Below are 21,235 nucleotides of genomic sequence, written 5' to 3'. Positions count from 1 at the left end.
GCGGTTGTCGCGGAGCAATCGCGGCTAAAGCCGCCCCTACCATGACGCTAGCGCCCGGCGAACAGCTCGGCGATGTCCTCGGCGTGTTCCTTCTCGATCAGCGGTCGCTTGAGCTTCTGCGTGGGCGTCATCAGCCCGTCCTCGATCGTCCACGGCTCGGTGAGGATCTTCACGCGGCGGATCTGGGCATACCCGGGAAAGTCCTCCAGGCGCGAATTGACGCGCTTCAATACCAGGCGCTCGACGAAGCGGTCGGTGAGTGTCTCCGGGTCCTCGGGGTCCATGTCGAACTCGCGCATCAGCGCGGCGAAGGCCTCGGGCTCGACCACCACCAGCGCCGCCAGCTGGTGCTGACCTTCCCCCAGCACCAGCACCTGGTCGACCAGCGGGTCGAGACCGATAGCCGACTCCATCGCCGCCGGCGGCACCTTCTCGCCGTTGGCCATCACGATGATGTCCTTGAGCCGGCCGGTGATGCGGATGTGGCCGTCCTCGTCGATGGCCGCCTGATCGCCGGTATGGAGCCAGCCCTGTTCGTCGATGGCCACGGCAGTGGCCTCCTCGTTCTTCCAGTAGCCCTGCATCACCCCGGCGCCCTTGACCAGGAGCTCGTCGTGCTCGCCGAGACGCACCTCGACACCCTCGAGCACCGTGCCAATGGTTTCGGGGCGGTTGTCCTCGGGGCGGTTGACGGAGACCACGGGGCTGGCCTCGGTCAGGCCGTAGCCCTGCAGCACCGGCACGCCAATGCCGGTGAACACCGTCGCCAGTTCGGGAGACAGTGGCGCCCCGCCGCAGATGGCGTAGCGCAGCCGTCCGCCGAGCCGTTCGCGGAGCTTGTGGGCCACCAGACGATCGAACAGCGGCCAGAAGGCGGCCTTCACGGCACTGCCGCCCCGGCCTTGAGCGCGCTCGAAGCGGGCCGTGCCCACCGACACGGTGCGATCGAACAGGGTCTGCGCGACCTTGCCCTTCTTCTTCAGGGCCGAGCCGATGCGGTCGTAGACGCGCTCGTAGACCCGCGGCACGGAGATCAGCAGGGTCGGCTTGATGATGCCCAGATCCTCACCCAGCTGCTGCGCCGAGCGGGCGAAGGCGACGGTCGAGCCGCAGATCATCGGCAGGTAGTAGCCACCGGTGCGCTCGAGGGTGTGCGACAGCGGCAGGAAGGAGAGGAACAGGTCGTCGCCGGTGATTGAGGCGACCTTCGAGCAGGCAAACGCGTTTTCCAGCATGTTGCTGTGCGTGAGCATCACGCCCTTGGCCCGCCCGGCCGTGCCCGAGGTGTAGACGATCGAGGCCAGCGTCTGGCCGTCGGCCTCCAGGCGCACCGGCTCGCCGCGCGCGCCGAAGGTCCAGTCGGCGAAGGACTCCAGGTGCTTGTCCTTGGCGCCGTCCTCCACGTCGACCGGCGCGAGCGTGATGATGTGCTTGAGCGTCTCGAAGCCGTCGGAGACGGCCTCCAGCCCGCGCCACTGGCGCCGGCCATCGACGACAAGCAGCTTCGCCCCGGTCTCCTTGATGATCTTCGCCACGTTCTGTGGCCGGTCGTCCGTGTACAGCGGCACGGTCACCAGCCCGAGACCCAGGGCGGCCTGGTCGAACAGCACCCATTCGCGGGCGTTCTTCAGCATCATCGCGATGCGATCACCGGCCTCCAGACCGTCACGCCTCATCGCCGCCTGGATGCGCCCCACTTCATAGGCCATGTCGCCCCAGGTGGTGTCGATCCAGTCCTGGCAGCCGGGGTCGTACTGGCGATACGCGATCGCCTCCGGCGTGCGCTCGACGCGCTCGAAAAAAAGCCCGCTCAGGTTGACGGCCTGGGCAGGCGTGACGCGGTGATCCGCCAAGTGACTGGCGTGGGTCGGGTTGGGCGAGGACATCGTTTTCCTCCGGCTAACATCCTGATAGTGGCCGGAGTGTATCAGTGCCGATACACGAGGTAACGGCATAGAGTTTTATGCCCCATCAACGCCCAAAACCCTGTTGCAAGGCCATTTATCAGCCAATCGAAGATTCAGTGGTGATCCAGCGTCCTGGCACAGGAGGCAGGTTTCGCACGCCGGTCGCGTGGTGCAGCTCGAATTAATCGCCGTGCGCGGCGTGCGAGGGTCTTTTCTTGCTTGTCCAAGAAAAGACCCGAAAAGAAGGACACCCCACGGCTTGGCCCTTCGGGCCTTCGAGGCCGGACACAGTCCGACCCCGAAGCCTCACGACCGACGGCTGTCTCGGGGCCGGCTCGACGCGACGTCGTGTCGCGGCGAGCCTCGGAGCGACGTCCCTGTCGCTCCGACCCCGGCCATCCGCCGGCCGTGAGGCAAACCGAAAGGGGATGAAACCTTCGCTTCACGCCATGCAGAGATTTGGTGTTTCGGCACCTTCCGATCGAATCAGATGGCGACCGGATCGATCTCCTGGGTGACGCTGTCGCCACGCTCAATCTCGGCGCGACGCAACTCGTATTCCATCTGCAGGTTCAGCCAAAAGCGCGCCGTGGTGCCGAAGTAGCGCGCCAGGCGCAATGCCGTGTCCGCCGTCACGCCCCGGCGCTCGAGGACGATGTCGTTGATCCGGCTGGGCTGCACCTTCAGCGCCCTGGCGAGCGCGTTGGCGCTCATCTCCATCGGCTCGAGATAGTCCTCGCGCAGGATCTCGCCCGGGTGGACCGGGCGCATGCCGTTGCCAATCATGACGCCACCACGTATGCGATCAGCCCCGCAACAACCCCTTGACGCTGATGTCCTCGTCAAGCGCGGGCCAGTGAATCCCCTCGCCGTCTCCAAGAAGCTCGAATCTCTCGAGTTGCTTGCGATCAGCGCCCGCCAGCGAGGGGAACCATGCCAAGGGCACGCTGATTTTGCGGCCATCCACCAGCACGACCGTCATGTCGTCTTCACCGAACAACACCCGCTCGGCTCGAGGCTGCGCCTCAACCGCCAATGTGCTCATTCCAGGCCTCCAGAAAAGTGTCCTGATTCGTCCGAACGATATCCATTATGGTCCGGAGTTCATGGGACGGAAAGTGGCTCGAACTGGCGAGCGCAACCGGCTTAAGCCAGCATTTCGCCAAGAGGCGATCCCTCTGCACGTGAATATGCGGCGGCTCACCGTGCTCGTTGCTGTAGAAGAAGAATCGATATGGTCCCGATCGAAGCACTGTCGGCATACGCGTCCCTGCGTTAGCTACTTGGGCGATTACAGAATCGTTGCACAATTCCGACGCTCATCAATATGGCGTGGAGGAACGTTTCGCACGCCGTTTGCGGGGGATGGCACAAATCGTCCGCCGTGCCCGGCGTGCGAGGGTCTTTTCTTGCTTGTCCAAGAAAAGACCCGAAAAGAAGGACACCCCACGGCTTGGCCCTTCGGGCCTTCGAGGCCGGACTTTTGTCCGGCCTCGAAGCCTCACGACCGACGGCTGGCCAGGGAATCTCTGCACGAATCGATGGTGCCTCTGGCTCGCGGGTTTGTTCGCAATCGAGGCGCCGGACCGAAGGCGGGCTCATTGCCCGTCGAGGGACGGCAACGACGAGTGCGGGCTAACCCGCGAGCCCCGCACGGGCGGGCCGCCAAGGGCCCATCTGCGGCGTTGCGGCGCTTGCGAATGGCGACGGCCATTCACGGCGCACCGCGCCTTGCATATGGACCCTTGGAGGTCCCGCAGAGGCACCATCGATTCGTGCAGAGATTCCCTACGGGCCGGCTCGACGCGACGTCGTGTCGCGCTGAGCCTCGGAGCGACGTCCCTGTCGCTCCGACCCCGGCCAACCGCCGGCCGTGAGGCAAGCCGTCAAGGGGGAAGCCTCCGTTATCCGCCGTGCGGCACGCTGGCACCGACCCGTCTGCCTACACATCAAGGCAAGTACACCGCGTGAACACGCGGTCTATGCAAATCGAAGGGTGAGCCCCCTTACGCCTTGCCTCGCGAGCGGGGAATCGCAGGGTCGGGCTCGCATGGACGCGAGCCCGAGGTTCGCCGCGACACGACGTCGCGTCGAACCGACCCGTCCGCGCTTCCCCGTTCTCGAGGCTGATCGCGCCAGCGATCAGGCCCGCAGGGCCAAGGCGTCGGGGTGTCCTTCTTTTCGCCCCTTTTCTTGGACAAGCAAGAAAAGGGGCTCGCGCGCTTACGCACTCAGCCCCAACGAAGCCAGAAGTTGCAATGAGCGCGCGAAATCGCATTTGGTGTGGAGGGAAGGATTCGAACCTTCCTTACGCTTACTCTCCCAGCAAGCGACATATATCAACCCTACCCTGCCTTTCGATTGGGAGCGTGAACCAAGCCAGGTCTCCACAGAAGCGCCACACTTACCCAAACGCTTATCTCAACGATGATCGGGTTCTTCATAATCACCTCCATAAATGTGACATTAAACATTTTCGTGAAGATGGTTACGCCCCCAATCGAGACAGCGATAGAAGCCTCCATAGTCACTTGCAGCTGGAAGCCAGTTAATATTTCTTAGGGTATCAAATACCCTCTTTCGGCGGAATATGACCAAAGCTCGTTGCCAGATTTCGCTGAGCTGATGTTAGCGCCGGCCAAATAACATGAACCTTGCTCAGGCTCATATCCCTCAAGTCGTCTTTGTATTTATTTCTTTTCAAACTTACTTTGAAGAAAGACGCACTATGATCAATCGAATGCTCCTTGAGCCTCCATAGGACAACAAAGGCCTGTTTCGGCGTGAGGTATTTATTTTTTTGGTAGTACTTGAGGGCGTTACTCAAGATGCCATTGCTTTCTTTTTGCGAGACCAGCTCCAGAGCCCTAATGCACGAATCCAGCCTCATTTTATTTTTTATAGATTCAAGCTTTTTCCTCGCCATACCTTGATCAAGAAGTTCGCCATCTTCAAACACCTGAACATCGAACTTAAGTATGCAACTTGAGCCAACCCACAAACGGCCACCGGTATTGCGGTTCTCTATTTCAAAGTGGTATCGCAACTGCTCTTGGTCGCATAGCTGGCAAACCTCCTCGGAGTCTTCATGGTCTTCCACATTATCGGTAAAAAACCATTCACCGAACGCTTCAGGCAAGGTGCCCGCCAAGGAAAGTGGCAGGATATTGTCGGCGACTCGCTGCGGATAAGTGCTCATAGACCAGCCTCACTGCACAGTGACTTTGAACACCAAAACTACACAAAAAGCCTAGCCATGCAAATAATAAAAGACTGCATGACAACAAAGAGGTAGAGAGCAGAACGAAGATACTGCCCAGCTCACGGCACTATGAGAATGCTCATCCGGAACAATCAATGCCCACTGCGACCCGGATAATAAGCCGCCGCCCTGGTAACGGTATCCAGCTCCTCCAACCGCTCCATCAACGTCGCCTCCGGCGCCACCCGCCACTCATCGGCAAGACGAAACGCCCCCCGCCCCAATTCACTCTGCACCTCGACAATCACCGGCAGCCCCTCCGCCTCGCGGAACGGCTCGATAATGTCGAGCAACCGCTCGGTCGCCTCGATGCCGCAGTCGGGAGTGAGCGCGATGGTGACGCACTGCGCGAACCGCGCCCGCGCCTCCCCAAGCGTGTAAAGCCGCTTGTGACGAATCCGCAGGTTGCCGTTGAAAGAGTCAAAGGAGACGTCACCCTCGACGATCACTAGCTGGTCGCGGCCAACGCGGTCGGCCAGGGTCTCGATGTCGTCGCCCACCAGGCGCATCTCGCCGCGACCGTGGCCATCGTCCAGGGTGACGAACAGCTGCTTGTCGCCGCTCTGCGTGCGCATGGTGCGCTCGGCGACGCACAGCCCGGCCACCACCGCCGGCGTGCCGCGCACGAAGCCACCACCGGCGGCGGCCGCGGCGGCCTCGGCCTTGTCGGTGAGCGCGTCGAGACGCCCGGTAATGAAGCACGCGAGTTCATCGAGGTACTGGTTGATCGGGTGGCCGGTGAGGTACAGCCCGAGCATGTTCTTCTCGAGGCGCAGGCGCTCGTCGTCGGACCATTCCGGCACCGCCTTGATGGGACTGGCAACGGCGGTTTCCGGCTCGTCCATGCCGCCGAACAGATCGCTCATGCCGGCCTCGGCGGCGTTGGCCACCTGACTGGCCGCCTTCATCGCCTCGGGGATGTGGGCGTGCAGGGCGGCGCGTGAGGGCCCGAGTTCGTCGAGCGCCCCGGCGCAGACCATGGCTTCCAGCACCCGCTTGTTGAGCGTGCCGGCACCGACGCGCTGGCAGAAGTCGTTCATGTCGCGGAACGGGCCGTTCTCGGCGCGCTCCTCGACGATGCGCTGGATGACGCCCTCGCCCACCCCGCGGATCGCACCGAGGCCGTAGACGATCTCGCGCTCGCCGCCGGCGGCAAAGCGATAGGCACAGCGCTGCACGGACGGTGGGACCACCGCCAGCTCCATGCGCCGGCATTCCTCGATCAGCCCCACCACCTTGTCGGTGTTGTCCATATCCGCGGAGAGCACGGCGGCCATGAAGAACGCCGGGTAGTGCGCCTTGAGCCAGGCGGTCTGGTAGGCGACCAGCGCGTAGGCGGCCGAGTGCGACTTGTTGAAGCCGTAGCCGGCAAATTTTTCCACCAGGTCGAAGATGTAGCCGGCCTGGTCGACGTCGACGCCCTTCGCCGATGCGCCATCGAGGAAGATCTGGCGCTGCTTGGCCATTTCTTCGGCCTTCTTCTTGCCCATTGCCCGGCGCAGCAGGTCAGCGCCGCCCAGCGTGTAGCCGGCCAGGATCTGGGCGATCTGCATGACCTGTTCCTGGTAGACGATTACCCCGTAGGTGGGCTTCAAGACCTCCGTGAGCCAGGGGTGGAGGTACTCGACCTCCTGCTCGCCCTTCTTGCGCAAGATGAAGTCGTCGACCATGCCCGAGTCGAGCGGGCCCGGGCGGAACAGGGCCACCAGGGCGATGATTTCCTCGAAGTTGTCCGGCTGGAGCTTCTTGATCAGCCCCTTCATGCCCTTGGACTCGAGCTGGAATACCGCGGTGGTCTCGCACCGCTTCAACAGCTCGAAGCTCTTGGGGTCGTCCATCGGGATCGCCGAGATGTCGATCGGCTCCTCGCCGGCCTGCTCGCGGGTGGCATTGATGGCCTTGAGCGCCCAGTCGATGATGGTGAGGTTGCGCAGGCCGAGGAAGTCGAACTTGACCAGGCCCACGGCCTCGACGTCGTCCTTGTCGAGCTGGGAGGCCGGCGAGGCGTGGTTGGCCTCGCAGAACATCGGCGTGAAGTCGGTGAGCTTGGAGGGCGCGATCAACACCCCGCCGGCATGCTTGCCCACGGAACGCGGCAGGCCCTGCAGGGCGCCGCCCATGTCGATGATGGCCTGGACCTCCTCGTCGCGGTCGTAGAGATCCTTCAAGTCGGCCGAGTAGCGCTCGGGTTCCTTCTGGCTCTTTTCCGTGCGTCCGAGGGCATCGTCAAGCGAGACATCCATGCCCGGCTTGAAGGGGATGAGCTTGGCGATCCGGTCGACGAAGCCGTAGGGATAGCCCAGCACCCGGCCGACGTCGCGGACCACCGCCTTGGCGGCCATGGTGCCGTGGGTGGCGATCTGCGAGACCGCGTCGCGGCCGTAGCGTTCGGCGACGTAGTCGATCACCCGGTCGCGGCCTTCCATGCAGAAGTCGATATCGAAGTCGGGCATCGAGACCCGCTCGGGGTTGAGGAACCGCTCGAACAGCAGGTCGTAGGCCATCGGGTCGATGTCGGTGATCAATAGCGCCCAGGCGACGATCGAACCGGCACCCGAACCCCGCCCCGGCCCGACGGGGATGTCCTGGCGCTTGGCCCACTGGATAAAGTCCGCGACGATCAGGAAGTAGCCGGGGAAGCCCATCTGGATGATGACGTCCAGCTCGCGCTCGAGGCGCTCGCGGTAGGTCTGGTGGTCTTCCGCCGAGACGCGCTCGAGGCGTTGCTCCAGCCCCTGCGCGGAGAGCTCGCGCAGGTAGTCCGACTCGGTCTGCCCCGCGGGCGTCGGGAAGTTGGGCAGGAAGTTCTCGCCGAGTTTCAGCGTGACGTTGCAGCGCTCGGCAATGGCGAGGCTGTTGTCGATCGCCTCCGGGATGTCGGCGAACAGCTCGCGCATCTCGTTGGCGGTGCGCAGGTACTGGCGGTCGGAGTAGTCGCGCGGGCGGCGCGGGTCCTCGAGCGTGCGGCCCTGGTTGATGCAGACGCGCACCTCGTGGGCATCGAAGTCGGTCTGGTCGAGAAAGCGTACGTCGTTGCTCGCAACCACCGGCAGATCATTGGCGATGGCGAGATTCACCGCCGACTCGATGAGCGCGCCCTCGTTGACGCGGTTGGTGCGCGTGAGCTCCAGATACAGCCGATCGGGGAAACGCTCGGTCCAGAACGCCAGCGCGTCGTCGACGACGTGATCCAGCCCGTGGACCAGACCGCGGCCCAGATCGCTGTCCACGCCGATCAGGGCGATCAGGCCATCGCTCTTCTCGGGCGTGAGCCAGTCACGGTTCAGGCAGGGCTTGTCGTCGTGCTGGCCCTCGCAGTAGGCCTGCGAGAGCAGCTCGGTCAGGTGCAAAAAGCCGGTGTCGTTCTGCGCGAGCAGCACCACGCGCGACGGCGGGGTCTGCGCGTTCTCGTAGAGCAGGCAGTCCGCGCCGAAGATCGGCTTGATGCCGGCACCGAGCGCGGCCTTGTAAAACTTCACCATCGCGAACAGGTTGCCCTGGTCGGTCAGGGCGATGGCGGGCATGCCGCGTTCCTTGGCGTGCTTGACCGCGTCCTTGACGCGCAGGGTGCCGTCGATCAGCGAGTACTCGCTGTGTACGTGGAGGTGGACGAAGCTCATGCGGCCACCTCCCCCGACGCGAACGAGCCGTGCCCGCCCAACCTGCGGCGGCATGCGGAAGCCGGGACCCGCGCCGGCGGCGCGGTTCGCTTGCAGGGCAAGCTCGCACGGAACATCGCCATTACCGTAGGAGCGGCTTTAGCCGCGATACCCGCAGGTACCAATGCCAGACCATCGCGCCTGAAGGCGCTCCTACGGGCAGAGGCGGCAGGATCGGCTTGGTGACGCGTCATGCGAAAAGCGCTCATTTGCCCTCCAGCATGGCCAGCGTCTCGGCTTCCATGTCCTTGAGATCCTGCATCTCGCCGTCGGTAAAGCCGGCGGCCTTGCGGCCGACCTCGTCGTAAGGCCCGCGGATGCGCCCGGCCATGTACTGCTGCAACAGCTCACGGAAGGTGGTGCGCGGGTCGACGCGACGTTGTTCGCAGGCGTAGCGGAACCAGCGCGTGCCGATGTGGACGTGCTGGATTTCCTCGTTGTAGATCACGTCGAGGATGTCGATCAGCGGCTGGTCGTCGTACTGGGCAAGCTTGCGCTGGATACCGGGGGTCACGTCCAGCCCGCGGGCCTCGAGCACGCGCGGGATCAGCGCCATGCGCACCAGCACGTCGTGCTCGGTGCCGTGAACGGTTTCCCACAGGCTGGCGTGGGCCGGGAAGGAGCCGTACTCGTAGCCGCGCTCGCGCAGGTAGGCATTGAGCAACTCGAAGTGCTTGGCCTCGTCGCGGGCCACCGACAGCCAGTCACGGTAGAAATCCGCCGGCATCACATCGAAGCGATAGCAGGCATCCAGGCCGATGTTCATGGCGTTGAACTCGATATGCGCGAAGGAATGCGCCATCGACGCGCGGCCCTCCAGCGTGGCCGGGCCGCGCTTGGGCACGTCGCGGGGTGCGACCAGCGTTGGGCGCTCCGGGCGGCCCGGGTCGGGGACCGGTTCGACCGACGCCGGCGGGAGCGGCACCTGGGCATCCGGCATGGCCATCGCCTCGTCATGGAGCGCGCGGACGGCATCGGCCTTGGTCGCCGGATCGTTGTCGCGCAGGGCCCGGCCGGCGCGCTCGCGGAGCGTGTCGGTCATGCCCGCCCTCCCCGCTTGGCACCACGCTTCTGGGCGCGCTGGCTCAAGAAGTCGCGCAGGTCGTCCTCGAGTTGGCGATAGCGGGCGATCGCGGCCCGCCCGGTCTCGGTCACGGTGGCGTGACCACCGCCGGCGCCACCGACTTCCTTGGCGACATACGGCTCGTCTTCGAGCTGGTTGACCTCCTGGATCAGCGACCAGGCGCGCTTGTAGCTCATGCCCAGGGTGCGGGCGGCATGGCTGATCGAACCCAACTCGTCGATCGCCTCCATCAGCCGCACCTTGCCCACCCCCAGGTAGTGCTCGCCGGCCTCGTCGATCAGCCACAGACGGGCGTGGATGCCCGGGGCATAGGCCTGTCCGGGAAGGCGATTCTGGCGGGATTTCTTCGGCATGCGCGATCGATCCGTGACGGGGCGGATGGGGGAGAATTTCTGTGCCCCATGATACCCGAGCGGGCCGACCGGGTGGCAAGGGAAGCCCGATGAATTCGAGCCCGAGCGCATTCTGGCCGGGACGGCCGCGGACGCGGCCCGCTACCTCGCCGAAAAATATCGTAGGAGCGCCTTCAGGCGCGAGGGTCTGGTTTTGGCACCTGAGGGTTTCGCGGCTAAAGCCGCTCCTACGGCGGGCCCCGATCAGCCGCGACGGGTATCGAGCGCGTCGCGGGTGGCCTCGCCAACGAAGATCAACAGAACCAGGGTGCCCACCAGGACGAAGAAGGTCGAGACCGACAGCCACCAGGCGTCGATGTTCGACTTGCCCTGCGAGAGCAGCTCGCCCAGAGAGGGTGTAGACGGCGGCACGCCCAGTCCGAGGAAGTCGAGGCTGGTCAGCGCCAGCACGGCCCCGGAGATGCGGAATGGCAGGAAGGTAATCACCGGGGTCATGGCATTGGGCATCAAGTGGCGGAACATCAACCGGGGGCCCGACACCCCCAGCGCGCGGGCGGCACGCACGTAGTCGAGGTTCCGCCCCTTGAGGAATTCGGCGCGCACGTAATCCGATAGCCCCATCCAGCCGAATAGCGCCAGCAACGCCAACAACAGCCCGATCGACGGCTCGAAGATCGAGGCGAAGATGATCAGCAGGTAAAGCTCCGGCAGCGCCGCCCAGACCTCGATGAAACGCTGGAAAACGAGATCGGTCTTGCCGCCGAGATACCCCTGCACCGCCCCGGCGAGCACGCCGATCGCCGTGCCGATCACCGTCAACGCCAGCGCGAACAGCACCGAAATGCGAAACCCGTAGATCAGCCGTGCGGCGACGTCGCGACCGCGATCGTCGGTGCCCAGCAGATGGCGACTATTGGGAGCGGCCGGATTGGGCTCCTCGTTGTAGTAGTCGATGGTGTCGAAGGAGAACGGGATCGGAGCGCGAATCACCCAGCCCTCACGCTCGATCAGCTCGATGACGTGCGGATCGGTGTAGTCGGCCGTCGACGCGAAATCCCCGCCGAAGCGTGTCTCGGGGTAGTCGTTCCACAGCGGGAACAGCATCTCGCCCTGGTACTGGACCAGCAGCGGACGGTCATTGGCGATCAGCTCGGCACCAAGACTCAGGACGAACAGGGCGAGAAACACCCACAGGCTGATCCAGCCACGACGATGGCGACGAAAGCGCTTCCAGGCCCGAGCGGCCGTGGAGACCTGGCCCTCGGTGCCTGCGCCCTTGGCGACGGCGGTATCCGCTCCTGCATCGACGATCGACATCTAGGCTCCTTCCTCCCTCATCAGCGGACCGCCTCGAAGTGGATCCGCGGGTCGACCCAGACGTACACCAGATCGGAGAGCAACTTGCCGAACAACCCGATCAGGCTGAAGACGTAGAGCGTACCCAGCACCACGGGATAGTCACGCTGCAGCACGGCGTTGTAGGAGAGCAACCCCAGCCCGTCAAGCGAAAAGATGGTCTCGATCAGCAGGCTGCCGGTGAAGAATGCACCGATGAACGCCGCCGGAAAACCGGTGACGATCGGGATCAGCGCGTTGCGAAAGACGTGGCGGTAGAGCACCGTGCGCTCGGCCAGGCCCTTGGCGCGCGCGGTGAGCACGTACTGCTTGCGGATTTCTTCGAGGAAGCTGTTCTTGGTCAGCATGGTCATCACCGCGAAGTTGCCCACCACCATCGCCGTGATCGGCAGCACCAGGTGCCAGAGGTAATCCAGTATTTTCCCCATCAGCGACAGCTGCTCGAAGTTGTCCGAGGTCAACCCACGCAGCGGGAACCACTGCACGAAGCTGCCGCCGCCGAATAGCACCAAGAGCACCAGGCCGAGCACGAAGCCCGGGATGGCGTAGCCGACCAGGATCACCGTCGAGGTGATCGAGTCGAACTTGCTGCCGTCGCGCACCGCCTTGGCCACCCCGAGGGGGATGGAGACGAGATAGGTGAGCAGGAAGGTCCACACCCCGAGACTGATCGAGACCGGCAGCTTCTCGACGATCAGCTCGCCGACGGACCGCTGGTAGAAGTACGACTCGCCCAGATCGAAGGTCAGGTAGTTACCGAGCATATCGCCGAAGCGCTGGTAGGCCGGCTGGTCGAAGCCGTAGAACTCGCGGAACTGCTCGATCTGCTCCTCGCCCAGGCCTTGTTCCCCGCGGTAGAGCCCGCCGGTGAACTGCCCGCCGGACTCGGCCGCCGCGCCCTGCGTGCCGCCCTTCAACTGCATCATCAGCTGCTCGACCGGCCCGCCGGGGACAAACTGAATCACGGCAAACGAGATCAGCAGGATCCCGAACAAGGTCGGGATCATCAGGGCGAGGCGCTTGGCAATATAGGCGCCCATCTACTCTGCTCCGCCCCTGTCGTTGGGTCCGCTGTTCGGGCTGGCCGGGATGCGTGAGACCGGCGCCTCGCCATCGCAGTTCTCCACGCAGACCACGCGACGTTCGACCTGCCCGCCGCAGCCGACGTAGCACTGGTCGAAGGCGGCCTGGCAGCCGCAATCGATGTTGCATTCCTGGTCGATCACCGCCGCGCGAATCGCTTCGCGACTGGGCGCCTCGGGCGGTATCGGCGGGTCGTCGTGGAAGCGGTCGGTGAACCAGAACGAGGCCGGGTAGCCGTAGTAGAACGGGTCACGGTACAGCCCGAACTGCATGGCGCGGTCGAGCTGGTAGTACTGGCGCTCGCGCATGTAGACGCGCCGCTCGGCGTCGTACTGGCGCAGGGCCTGATCGAAGGCGGCATCCACCTGCGGGCCGATGCCGGCGATGCAGCTCTGCCGACGCGACTGGCAATCGGACTGGCAGGCCTGCATGTCGGTCTGGCAGCCCTGCAGGCAGGACAGCCCCGCCTGGCTCGTGGGTGGCAGGTAGCGCACCTCGGTGGCATAGCGCGGACCGGCGCAGCCAGCCAGTACCACGACGGCTGCCAGGGCCAACAGGGCCAACAGCGGGGCCATTCGCCCCGCACCGATCCAATCAGGCGAGTCGGTGCGTGACACCGGCCGGTCGTTTGTTTTCATGACGGGCTCCCTCCATTCAGGCTGCTCACGTCGTTGACCACCGGCCCCGGCTGGGGTTCGGCGTGTGTCTCCCACCAGGTCTGCATCACCCATTCCGCCCCACTGAAATAACGCGGCAGCGGCTCGTCGTGGTAGTCAAAGCGGTTCCACCACGCCAACCGATGCGCGCCGATGTACCAGTTGGGCACCAGGTACTCGTTCCACATGAGCACCCGATCGAGCGCGCGGCAGGCGGTAACCAGGGCCCCACGATCCTCGGCGTAAATCACCGCATCGATCATCGCATCGACCGCCGGGTCGTCGATACCACTGTAGTTCCTCGAGCCCTCACGTTGCGCCGATTCGCTGCCGAACATCTCGCGCAGCTCGTTACCCGGCGACTGCGACTGGCCGTAGGACACGACGGTCATGTCAAACTCGAAGCGGTTCATGCGCCGCTGGTAGAGGGCTACGTCGATGGTTCGGTAGGAGACATCGATGCCCAACCGACGCAGGTTGTAGGCAAACGGCGCGACGATGCGTTCGAAGCCGCGCTGCGACAGCATGATCTCGAAGGAAAATGCCTGACCGTCGGCGTTGCGCAACTTGCCGTCTTCCAACCCCCAGCCGGCCTGGGCCAGCAGTTGCTGGGCCTCGACCAGGTGCTGTCGCTGGATCTCGGGATTCGGCGCGAACGGCACCACGTGCGCCTGCTCGAACAACTCGGGCGGCAACTGCTCGCGGAATGGTTCCAGCAACTCGAGCTCGGTGCCTTCGGGTATGTTCCGTGCGGCCAGCTCACTGTTCGCGAAGTAACTCTCGCAACGACTGTACTGACCGTAGAACAGGTGCACATTCGACCAATGAAAATCGAAGGCGAGATTGAGTGCACGGCGAACGCGTCGATCCTGGAACAGCGACCGGCGGGTGTTCATGGCAAACCCCTGCATGCCGGCGTTGTTGCGATGCGGGATCTCGCGGCGACGGATGCGCCCCTGGTCAAACGGCTTGCCGTGGTAGGCGCGTGCCCAGCGCTTGGAATTGGTTTCATGGAAGACGTCGAACTCGCCGGCCTTGAACGCCTCGAGCGCCACCGTCTCATCCTTGTAGTACTTGAACCCCAGCGTGCGGAAGTTGTGCATGCCCTGGTTCACGCCGAGATCCTGCGCCCAGTAGTCGTCACGACGGCGATAGCGGATGTTGCGACCGAAGTTGACCGCCTCGATCTGGTAGGGGCCGCTGCCCGGCAACGGCGTGCGCGAATGCTCGGCAAAATCGACGTCGATCAGGGCATCCCGGGAAAACACCGGCAGTTCGCCAATGATCATGTGCAACTCGGGATTTGCGCGACGGAAATCGAACCGCACGTGCAAGGGGTCGACCGCCGTGGCCCCCGCCACGTCGGCCCAGTAGTAACGATAGCGCGGGTGCCCGGCCTCGCCCACCAAGGTCTCGAAACTGAACACCACGTCTCGGGCGGTGACCGGCCGTCCATCGACGAAACGCGCCTCGCGGTTGATGCGAAACGTCGCCGACAGGCCATCATCGGCCAGCTCGAGCCGATCGGCCAGCAGGCCGTAGACGGAAAACGGCTCGTCCCAGGCCCGCACCACCAGCGTGTCAAAGAGCAAGGTGTTGGTGCCGGCGGCGGCCAACCCCTTGAGCAGGAAGGGATTGAGCGAATCGAAGGAGCCGAATACCGACAACGTCAGGGATCCCTCGCGTGGGGCGGCCGGATTGACGTAATCGAAATGCGGGAATTCCACCGGGTAGGCAGGCGAATAGCCCAATCCCTCGGCAAAGCCGGCGGCCCTTGTCAGCGTCGGCAGGGTCGACATCGCGGCCAGGCCACCCAGCCCGGCAATCCGGCGCAGGAACGCACGCCGGTCGGGCAACAGGCAGTTTGTCCCCTCAACGGGGGGATCGGCCGCCTCGATACAATCGATCGGCCGCAATCTGGCGGCTGTGGGATGCTTGTTGCTCATCAGGCGAATACAATACGGTGAAAGTCGAACGCAGGCCAAGCATCACCGGGCGTTTTTACCCGCCCTCATCGATGCCGCCGCCCCCACCTTTGGAAAACAGGAGAGACCCATGGGATTCCTATCCGGCAAGCGCGCCCTGATTACCGGCATTGCCAACAACCGCTCGATCGCCTACGGCATCGCCGAGGCCATGCACCGCGAAGGTGCCGAGCTGGCCTTCACCTACCTCAACGACCGCTTCAAGCCGAAGGTCGAGAAGGCCACCAAGGATCTGGGATCCTCGATCTACCTGCCGCTGGACGCCACCGATGACGCACAGGTCGACGCGCTGTTCCCGGCGCTGGCCGAGCACTGGCCCGAAGGCGTGGACATCGTGATCCACGCGATGGCCTTCGCCCCGCGCGAGGCGCTCGACGGTGATTTCCTCGACGGCATGTCCCGTGAGGCCTTCGCCCAAGCGCACGACGTCTCGGCCTACTCGCTGGCCGCCCTGGCCAAGGCCGGTGAGAAGTACATGCGTGATGAAGGCGCCCTGCTCACCCTGAGTTACCTCGGCGCCGAGCGCGTCATGAAGAACTACAACGTCATGGGCGTGGCCAAGGCCTCGCTCGAGGCCACGGTCCGCTACCTGGCCGCCTCCAAGCTCGGCGAGCGCGGCATCCGTGTCAACGCGATCTCGGCCGGCCCCATCAAGACGCTGGCCGCCTCGGGTATCGGCGACTTCAAGGGCTTCCTCGACTACGTCTCCACGAATGCCCCGCTGCGTCGCAATGTCACCATCGAGCAGGTCGGCAACACGGCTGCCTTCCTCTGCTCGGACCTGGCCTCCGGGATCACCGGCGAGAACGTGCACGTCGATTCCGGCTACTTCATCACCGGCATGGGTCGCTGCGAAGACTGACCCGGCCCAGTCGGTAGCGACGCGAGTTCAGGGCGCCTTCGGGCGCCCTTTTTCGTTACCTCGCCCGCACGCACTGGCAAGACCGATAAAAACACGAGGTACGGCCGAGAAAACTTTGATTGGAAAAGAACATTTCCCACCACCAAGATCAGTTAACTAGGAATATCAGTGAATCAGGACATACTGGAGGAAACAGGGACGATGGATACCGGCATCCGCAAGGTCTTTCATTTTGGCGAACAGGTCGACGAGTACCCGGTCCGGGTCATCAACGAGCGCGAGGCGCGAGCGGCCGCCGGTCTGCTGGCGCTGTTCGCGGGGTTTGCCTTCGCCCAGGGGTTTCTCAGCGGTGATTTCATGTGGGAGCGCCTGTTGATCCTCGCCTTCACGGTGGAGTTCGGCGTCCGGGTGCTGATCAATCCGCAGTACGCGCCGTTCATGATCATGGGTCGCCTGATCACGCGCAACCAGGAGGTCGAATACGTCGGGGCTCCGCAGAAACGGGTGGCCTGGGGGATCGGCCTGCTGATCGCGGCCTTCATGATCTGGGTGGTGTTCGTCGAGGCGAATACCGGCCTGCTGAACCTGGTCGGCTGCTCGGCCTGCCTGTTGTTCCTGGCCTTCGAGTCGGCCTTCGGCATCTGTCTGGGCTGCGTGGCCTACAACCTGCTCACCGGCAAGCAGGCGCAGCTCTGCCCGGGCGGCGCCTGCCGCATCAAGCAGCTCGAGCCGATCCAGCGGATCAAGTGGTGGCAGGTAATCCTCGTGGTGGCCTTCCTCGGCCTGCTCTGGGCGATTCCGGAGTACAACCTATGGAACATCCAGGACAACGTCGAGGTAGACGACCGCAACTTCGACACCATCGACCTGGACAGCCTCGAATACTGAACTGATCCGGCCGAGGCTTGGCCCCAACGAAAAAGCCCGCCATCGGCGGGCTTTTTGCTGCGCATGGATTCATCCGACCTTAGCCGCGCTCGACGGTCCCGGCCAGTTCACCGGACTCGGCGCCCTCGTCAGGACGCGTATCCATCAGGATGCGGTCCTCGCCACGCAGGCGAGCGACGATCACCGCGCCGGTGGCATCGCTGTAGACGTTGACCGAGGTGCGCAGCATGTCCAGCAAGCGGTCGACGACCAGCAACAGCCCCATGGCCTCCAGCGGCAGGCCGAGGACACCGAGGATCAGGGCGATCGCGACCAGACTCGCCGACGGCACGGCAGCCACGCCGATCGACGTGACCAGGGCGAGGACGACGATCAACACCTGCATCGACAGCGACAGGTCAACGCCGTAGGCCTGGGCGATGAACAGCACCGCGGCACACTCGTAGAGCGCCGTCCCATCCATGTTGATGGTCGCGCCCAGAGGCAGCACGAACGAGGAGGTCTCGCGTGACACGCCGGCCCGCTGCGTGAGCGCCTGCAGGGTGATCGGCAAGGTACCGGCCGACGAAGAGGTGGAAAAGGCGACCAGCAAGGCCGGCCAGATCGCGCGCATGAAACGGATCGGCGAACGCCTCGTAACCAGCCACAGTACCAGCGGCAGGACCACCAAGGCGTGAATCGCCAGCCCCATGACCACGGCCAGGAAGAAGTCGATCAGCGGCAAGATTACCGACAGGCCGCTTTCGGCGATCACGCCGGCCACCAGCGCGAACACGCCGATCGGCGCGGTCTTCATCACCCAGTGGGTGATCTGGATCATCACGTCCTGCACGCCGGCCCAGAAGTCCTTGACCGTCTGCATCCCCGGCGAGGTCGCACGGGTCAGCGCGATACCGAACAGGACCGAAAAGAAAATCAAGCCCAGCATTTGCGCCTCGGCCCCGGCCTGGACGATGTTGGACGGCACCATGTCGCGCAGGATGTTGAAGAACTCGGATAGCTCCTTGCCCTCAAGCCGGCCGCTGACCTCGTCACCGATCGGCGGCAGCGCGACGGTTTCCGACAACGGTTGGCCGCCGGAAATCCCCGGCTGGAACAGGTTCATCACCATCAGGGCCGTGGTGACGGCCAGGGTGGTCGAGAACAGGTAGTAGATGACCGTGCGCCCGGCCATCATGCCAACCCCACCAGCACTGCCGATACTCGCGACGCCGGTAATGATCGACGCGGTGATCAACGGCACGATCAGCATCTTGAGCGCGTCGAGGAACAAGCCGCCGACGAAATCGTAGATGGCCAGCAACGGAATGCCGGCCGCCTCGGTGCCGAACACGGCGCCGAAAAGGAAGGCTGCCGCCAGCGCGGTCAGGATCTGCCAGTGCAAGGCCATGCAATCACTCCTTCTCGCCCACCACCCTCATGGCGGGCGTGGACGGCTGCCGTCAATCGAAGGCGTTTTCGCGAATCTGGACGTCTGCCTCGGCGCGCAACGAGCGCATGAAGGCATCGATCAGACGATTGGCCTGGTTGTTTTCCAACTGGCCGGCCAGTTGGTTGCGGGTCTCGGCGTCCAGTTCGGACGGCTCGCCGGCACGCACACCACTGAGAACGACCACGGCAGCATCGCCGTCGGACAACTGCGTGGTGGTCGTGCTGACCGCCTGATCGCCAGGCCGGGGCAGGCCAAAGGCCGCCGACAGGGCGTCGGCCGGCATCGCCTCATTGGCATCGCCTCGACCCACCCATTGCGCCGGGGTCCAGCTGGCCGCATCGATGTCGGCCACACGCTCGGCCGGATCCTTGCCCGCGACGAGATCGGACTCGATCGCCTCGGCCAGCTCGACGATTGCCGCCTCGACCTGCTCGGCGCGCCACTGAGCGACGACCTGGTCGCGGACCTCCTCGAACGGCATCGGCTGGGCCTCACGATGCTCCTCGACACGCAGGACCACGGCGTGGCTGTTGTCCAGGTCGACGAGCTGGCTGTTGAAGCGCTCCTCGAGCACCGCCTCCTCGAAGGCGGCCTCGCGCACGGCACGACGCTCGCCGATGCCGTCTCCCGCTTCCCGGCTGATCCAGTCACTGGTCTCGATCTCCAGACCGACGGCCTCGGCGGCCGGCACCAGACTGTCCGGCTGCTCGTAGCTCACGCTGGCCAGCTGCTCTGCGGCGTCGTAGTAGGCACGCTCGGCGGCGTCCTGCTTGAGCTGCTCGATCAGCTCGCCCCGCGCCTCTTCCAACGGAGGCACTTCGGCCTGACTGACCTCGTAGACCTGGATCAGGTGCCAACCGAAGCGCGTACGCACCGGCTCGCTGATCTCGCCCTCGCCCAGTTCGGCGACGGCACGGTCGAAGGATTCGGCAATCTCCCCTTCGCCGACGCGACCGAGGTCACCGCCACTATCGCGGGTACTACCGTCATCCGACAGCTCGGCGGCCTTTTCCTCGAAGGTGGTCTCACCCGACTCGATTGCCTCGCGAGCCGCCTCCAGGCGCTCACGCGCCTCGTCGACCGTGGCGGCATCGGCATCGCCGGGCAGCTGGATCAGGATATGGCGGGCACGACGCACGGCCTCGTCGGCCTGACGCTCACGATAGTCCTCGTAGGCAGACTGCAGGGCCGCATCACTGACCTCCTGGGAGGCGGCAAGCTTCTCCGGCGTAATTTCGACGTAGGCCAATTTGACCTGCTCGGGCCGCTGGAAGGCCTCGACACGCTCGTCGTAGTAGGCCTTCAGGGTCGACTCGTCGGGATCGTCGATGCCGGAGGCAACTGCCTGCCGATCGATACGCACCAGTCCGATCTCACGCGACTGATCACGCAGGGCGACCAGCTGGCGCACTTCAGGTTCGGTGACGAAGGCACTGCCGACCAAGGCATTGTCGAGGGTGTTGAACAGTAGGTCGCGTCGCACGTCGTTCTCGAACTGATCGACCGACATGCCCTGCTGGGCCAAGCGACGTTCGTAGGCCTCGCGATCGAACTGCCCGTCGCGCTGGAAGGCGGAGATGCCACGGATCGTGGCGGCCACCAGACCATCGGGGACCGTGTAGCCTTGTTCCCGGGTGAACTGGACCAGCAGGCGCTCGTTGATCATCTGGTCGAGCACCTGACGCTTGAGCCCCATCTGCTCGATCATCTCGGCGGTAACCTTCTGCTCGCTCTGAGCGATCAGCTGCTGCCGGCGCTCGCTGAAGGCCTGGTCAAGTTGACGGGCGGTAATCTCTTCGCCCTCGACCTCGGCTACCAGCGTGTCCTTGCCGCCACCCAGGTATTCGCCCACACCCCACAACGCGAACGGGATGCTGATCAAACCAACGATTACATAAGCCAGCCAGCCGCGAATCTTCTCGCGGATATCCATCAACATGTCTACGTCACTCCCGCTTCGGGTCTGTCTTGGTGGTGTGGGGCGCGGCCGTCAATCCGACGGCCCGATGATCGGCGCAAATCGAGCCGCATGATAGCAGGGGCGACGCCGCCAACCCATGCCACCGCTTATCTCAGGGGAATCGGACTCGGGCAAGCCCGGCGTTCGGTCGACCGACGGCCGCCAGGTTTTCGGGCGGGATCTCCATCCCACGTCCGTGCCTGCCCATGCGCCAGGCAAAAAGAAAGGGGCGTTGCCGCCCCTTCTCGTCGGGTGTCGGGCCGTCATTCCGGCCCGCATCCCGTATATATCCCGTTCGGATCGATCAGTTGACCGCGTCCTTGAGGCCCTTGCCTGCCTTGAAAGACGGCAGCTTGGATGCCTTGATGTTGATCGTCTCACCGGTGCGCGGGTTGCGGCCGGTCCGGGCCTCACGTTCGCGAACCAGGAAAGTACCAAAGCCAACCAGCGTGACCTGATCGCCTTTCTTCAGCGCGCCACCAACGGCATCGATGAAGCCATCCAGGGCACTCGCGGCCGCTGACTTGGAAATACCAGCGTTGTCGGCCATCGCATCGATCAGTTCAGATTTGTTCATACCTTGTCATCCCTTGGTGAAAAAAATGTCTGTTCGGGTCCCGGCTCACCGCGCGTCAGCGTCAGGACGCGGCGCAGCTGGCCACCGCACGGAAACAGCGAAAACAGTTATACAAGTGCGACCTTCGGCGTGTCAACACGCAAATTGCCCTCGCAGCGCGCATTCTGGCGC

Annotated in this window: 17 protein-coding genes and 1 tRNA gene; 2 read left to right on the top strand and 16 right to left on the bottom strand. The window is 64.2% G+C overall.

Annotation, left to right across the window (positions count from 1 at the left end):
• Positions 1-47: 47 nt before the first annotated feature.
• From D5687_RS01380 to D5687_RS01325, 13 genes are all read right to left on the bottom strand, one after another.
• Positions 48-1,853, bottom strand: coding sequence for a long-chain fatty acid--CoA ligase (locus tag D5687_RS01380; RefSeq protein ID WP_125197986.1), 1,806 nt, complete (start codon positions 1,851-1,853; stop codon positions 48-50).
• Positions 1,854-2,393: 540 nt separating this feature from the next.
• A complete protein-coding gene (locus D5687_RS01375; protein WP_125197947.1) occupies positions 2,394-2,693 on the bottom strand; it encodes a HigA family addiction module antitoxin in 300 nt (99 codons plus the stop codon).
• Between the two features lie 19 nt (positions 2,694-2,712).
• Positions 2,713-2,952: a DUF2442 domain-containing protein gene (locus D5687_RS01370; protein WP_125197946.1), complete on the bottom strand. Its 240-nt coding sequence runs from the start codon at positions 2,950-2,952 to the stop codon at positions 2,713-2,715.
• Entirely contained in the window at positions 2,933-3,169 is a 237-nt protein-coding gene (locus tag D5687_RS01365; RefSeq protein ID WP_125197945.1) for a DUF4160 domain-containing protein, read from the bottom strand. The genes D5687_RS01370 and D5687_RS01365 overlap by 20 nt, the downstream gene beginning before the upstream one ends.
• Before the next feature lie 1,017 nt (positions 3,170-4,186).
• Positions 4,187-4,298, bottom strand: a tRNA-Ser gene (locus tag D5687_RS11230).
• 175 nt (positions 4,299-4,473) lie between these two features.
• Positions 4,474-5,106 (bottom strand): hypothetical protein, encoded by a 633-nt coding sequence (locus tag D5687_RS01360; RefSeq protein ID WP_125197944.1) that lies wholly within the window; start codon positions 5,104-5,106, stop codon positions 4,474-4,476.
• Positions 5,107-5,261: 155 nt separating this feature from the next.
• Positions 5,262-8,789, bottom strand: coding sequence for a DNA polymerase III subunit alpha (gene dnaE / locus D5687_RS01355; protein ID WP_125197943.1), 3,528 nt, complete (start codon positions 8,787-8,789; stop codon positions 5,262-5,264).
• Between the two features lie 244 nt (positions 8,790-9,033).
• The gene (locus D5687_RS01350) at positions 9,034-9,870 is read right to left on the bottom strand and encodes a ferritin-like domain-containing protein (protein ID WP_125197942.1); all 837 of its coding nucleotides are present in this window, start codon (positions 9,868-9,870) and stop codon (positions 9,034-9,036) included.
• The gene (locus D5687_RS01345) at positions 9,867-10,265 is read right to left on the bottom strand and encodes a winged helix-turn-helix domain-containing protein (protein ID WP_125197941.1); all 399 of its coding nucleotides are present in this window, start codon (positions 10,263-10,265) and stop codon (positions 9,867-9,869) included. The genes D5687_RS01350 and D5687_RS01345 overlap by 4 nt, the downstream gene beginning before the upstream one ends.
• A 243-nt stretch (positions 10,266-10,508) precedes the next feature.
• The gene (locus D5687_RS01340) at positions 10,509-11,582 is read right to left on the bottom strand and encodes an ABC transporter permease (protein WP_125197940.1); all 1,074 of its coding nucleotides are present in this window, start codon (positions 11,580-11,582) and stop codon (positions 10,509-10,511) included.
• Positions 11,583-11,602: 20 nt separating this feature from the next.
• Entirely contained in the window at positions 11,603-12,661 is a 1,059-nt protein-coding gene (locus tag D5687_RS01335) for a microcin C ABC transporter permease YejB (RefSeq protein WP_125197939.1), read from the bottom strand.
• Positions 12,662-13,342: a hypothetical protein gene (locus D5687_RS01330; RefSeq protein WP_125197938.1), complete on the bottom strand. Its 681-nt coding sequence runs from the start codon at positions 13,340-13,342 to the stop codon at positions 12,662-12,664.
• On the bottom strand, positions 13,339-15,306 hold the full coding sequence (locus D5687_RS01325; protein ID WP_125197937.1) for an extracellular solute-binding protein: 1,968 nt from the start codon (positions 15,304-15,306) through the stop codon (positions 13,339-13,341). Before D5687_RS01325 ends, D5687_RS01330 begins: the two co-directional genes overlap by 4 nt.
• A gap of 109 nt (positions 15,307-15,415) precedes the next feature.
• Between D5687_RS01325 and D5687_RS01320 the strand changes: the two genes are divergently transcribed.
• Together D5687_RS01320 and D5687_RS01315 are read left to right on the top strand one after the other, a co-directional pair.
• A complete protein-coding gene (locus tag D5687_RS01320; protein WP_125197936.1) occupies positions 15,416-16,207 on the top strand; it encodes an enoyl-ACP reductase in 792 nt (263 codons plus the stop codon).
• 168 nt (positions 16,208-16,375) lie between these two features.
• Positions 16,376-17,095 (top strand): DUF4395 domain-containing protein, encoded by a 720-nt coding sequence (locus D5687_RS01315; RefSeq protein ID WP_125197935.1) that lies wholly within the window; start codon positions 16,376-16,378, stop codon positions 17,093-17,095.
• 79 nt (positions 17,096-17,174) lie between these two features.
• Here D5687_RS01315 and D5687_RS01310 read toward each other — a convergent pair whose 3' ends face one another.
• From D5687_RS01310 to D5687_RS01300, 3 genes are all read right to left on the bottom strand, one after another.
• The gene (locus D5687_RS01310) at positions 17,175-18,485 is read right to left on the bottom strand and encodes a dicarboxylate/amino acid:cation symporter (protein WP_125197934.1); all 1,311 of its coding nucleotides are present in this window, start codon (positions 18,483-18,485) and stop codon (positions 17,175-17,177) included.
• 52 nt (positions 18,486-18,537) lie between these two features.
• A complete protein-coding gene (locus D5687_RS01305; protein ID WP_125197933.1) occupies positions 18,538-20,466 on the bottom strand; it encodes a SurA N-terminal domain-containing protein in 1,929 nt (642 codons plus the stop codon).
• A 325-nt stretch (positions 20,467-20,791) separates the two neighbouring features.
• Complete coding sequence (locus D5687_RS01300; protein ID WP_125197932.1) at positions 20,792-21,064, bottom strand: HU family DNA-binding protein; 273 nt, start codon at positions 21,062-21,064, stop codon at positions 20,792-20,794.
• Between the last annotated feature and the right edge of the window lie 171 nt (positions 21,065-21,235).

Origin of the sequence: Guyparkeria sp. SCN-R1 (assembly GCF_003932495.1) — a bacterium.
GTDB lineage: Bacteria > Pseudomonadota > Gammaproteobacteria > Halothiobacillales > Halothiobacillaceae > Guyparkeria.
The sequence above is the reverse complement of the archived record's forward strand: the minus strand, read 5'-3'. Positions and strand labels throughout refer to the sequence as shown.

Bases quoted from the DNA above. Each gene is read 5' to 3' on its own strand.
- D5687_RS01375 (WP_125197947.1), bottom strand. From the start codon at position 2,693: ATGATTGGCAACGGCATGCGCCCGGTCCACCCGGGCGAGATCCTGCGC.
- D5687_RS01370 (WP_125197946.1), bottom strand. From the start codon at position 2,952: ATGAGCACATTGGCGGTTGAGGCGCAGCCTCGAGCCGAGCGGGTGTTG.
- D5687_RS01365 (WP_125197945.1), bottom strand. From the start codon at position 3,169: ATGCCGACAGTGCTTCGATCGGGACCATATCGATTCTTCTTCTACAGC.
- D5687_RS01360 (WP_125197944.1), bottom strand. From the start codon at position 5,106: ATGAGCACTTATCCGCAGCGAGTCGCCGACAATATCCTGCCACTTTCC.
- dnaE (WP_125197943.1), bottom strand. From the start codon at position 8,789: ATGAGCTTCGTCCACCTCCACGTACACAGCGAGTACTCGCTGATCGAC.
- D5687_RS01350 (WP_125197942.1), bottom strand. From the start codon at position 9,870: ATGACCGACACGCTCCGCGAGCGCGCCGGCCGGGCCCTGCGCGACAAC.
- D5687_RS01345 (WP_125197941.1), bottom strand. From the start codon at position 10,265: ATGCCGAAGAAATCCCGCCAGAATCGCCTTCCCGGACAGGCCTATGCC.
- D5687_RS01340 (WP_125197940.1), bottom strand. From the start codon at position 11,582: ATGTCGATCGTCGATGCAGGAGCGGATACCGCCGTCGCCAAGGGCGCA.
- D5687_RS01335 (WP_125197939.1), bottom strand. From the start codon at position 12,661: ATGGGCGCCTATATTGCCAAGCGCCTCGCCCTGATGATCCCGACCTTG.
- D5687_RS01330 (WP_125197938.1), bottom strand. From the start codon at position 13,342: ATGAAAACAAACGACCGGCCGGTGTCACGCACCGACTCGCCTGATTGG.
- D5687_RS01325 (WP_125197937.1), bottom strand. From the start codon at position 15,306: ATGAGCAACAAGCATCCCACAGCCGCCAGATTGCGGCCGATCGATTGT.
- D5687_RS01320 (WP_125197936.1), top strand. From the start codon at position 15,416: ATGGGATTCCTATCCGGCAAGCGCGCCCTGATTACCGGCATTGCCAAC.
- D5687_RS01310 (WP_125197934.1), bottom strand. From the start codon at position 18,485: ATGGCCTTGCACTGGCAGATCCTGACCGCGCTGGCGGCAGCCTTCCTT.
- D5687_RS01305 (WP_125197933.1), bottom strand. From the start codon at position 20,466: ATGTTGATGGATATCCGCGAGAAGATTCGCGGCTGGCTGGCTTATGTA.
- D5687_RS01300 (WP_125197932.1), bottom strand. From the start codon at position 21,064: ATGAACAAATCTGAACTGATCGATGCGATGGCCGACAACGCTGGTATT.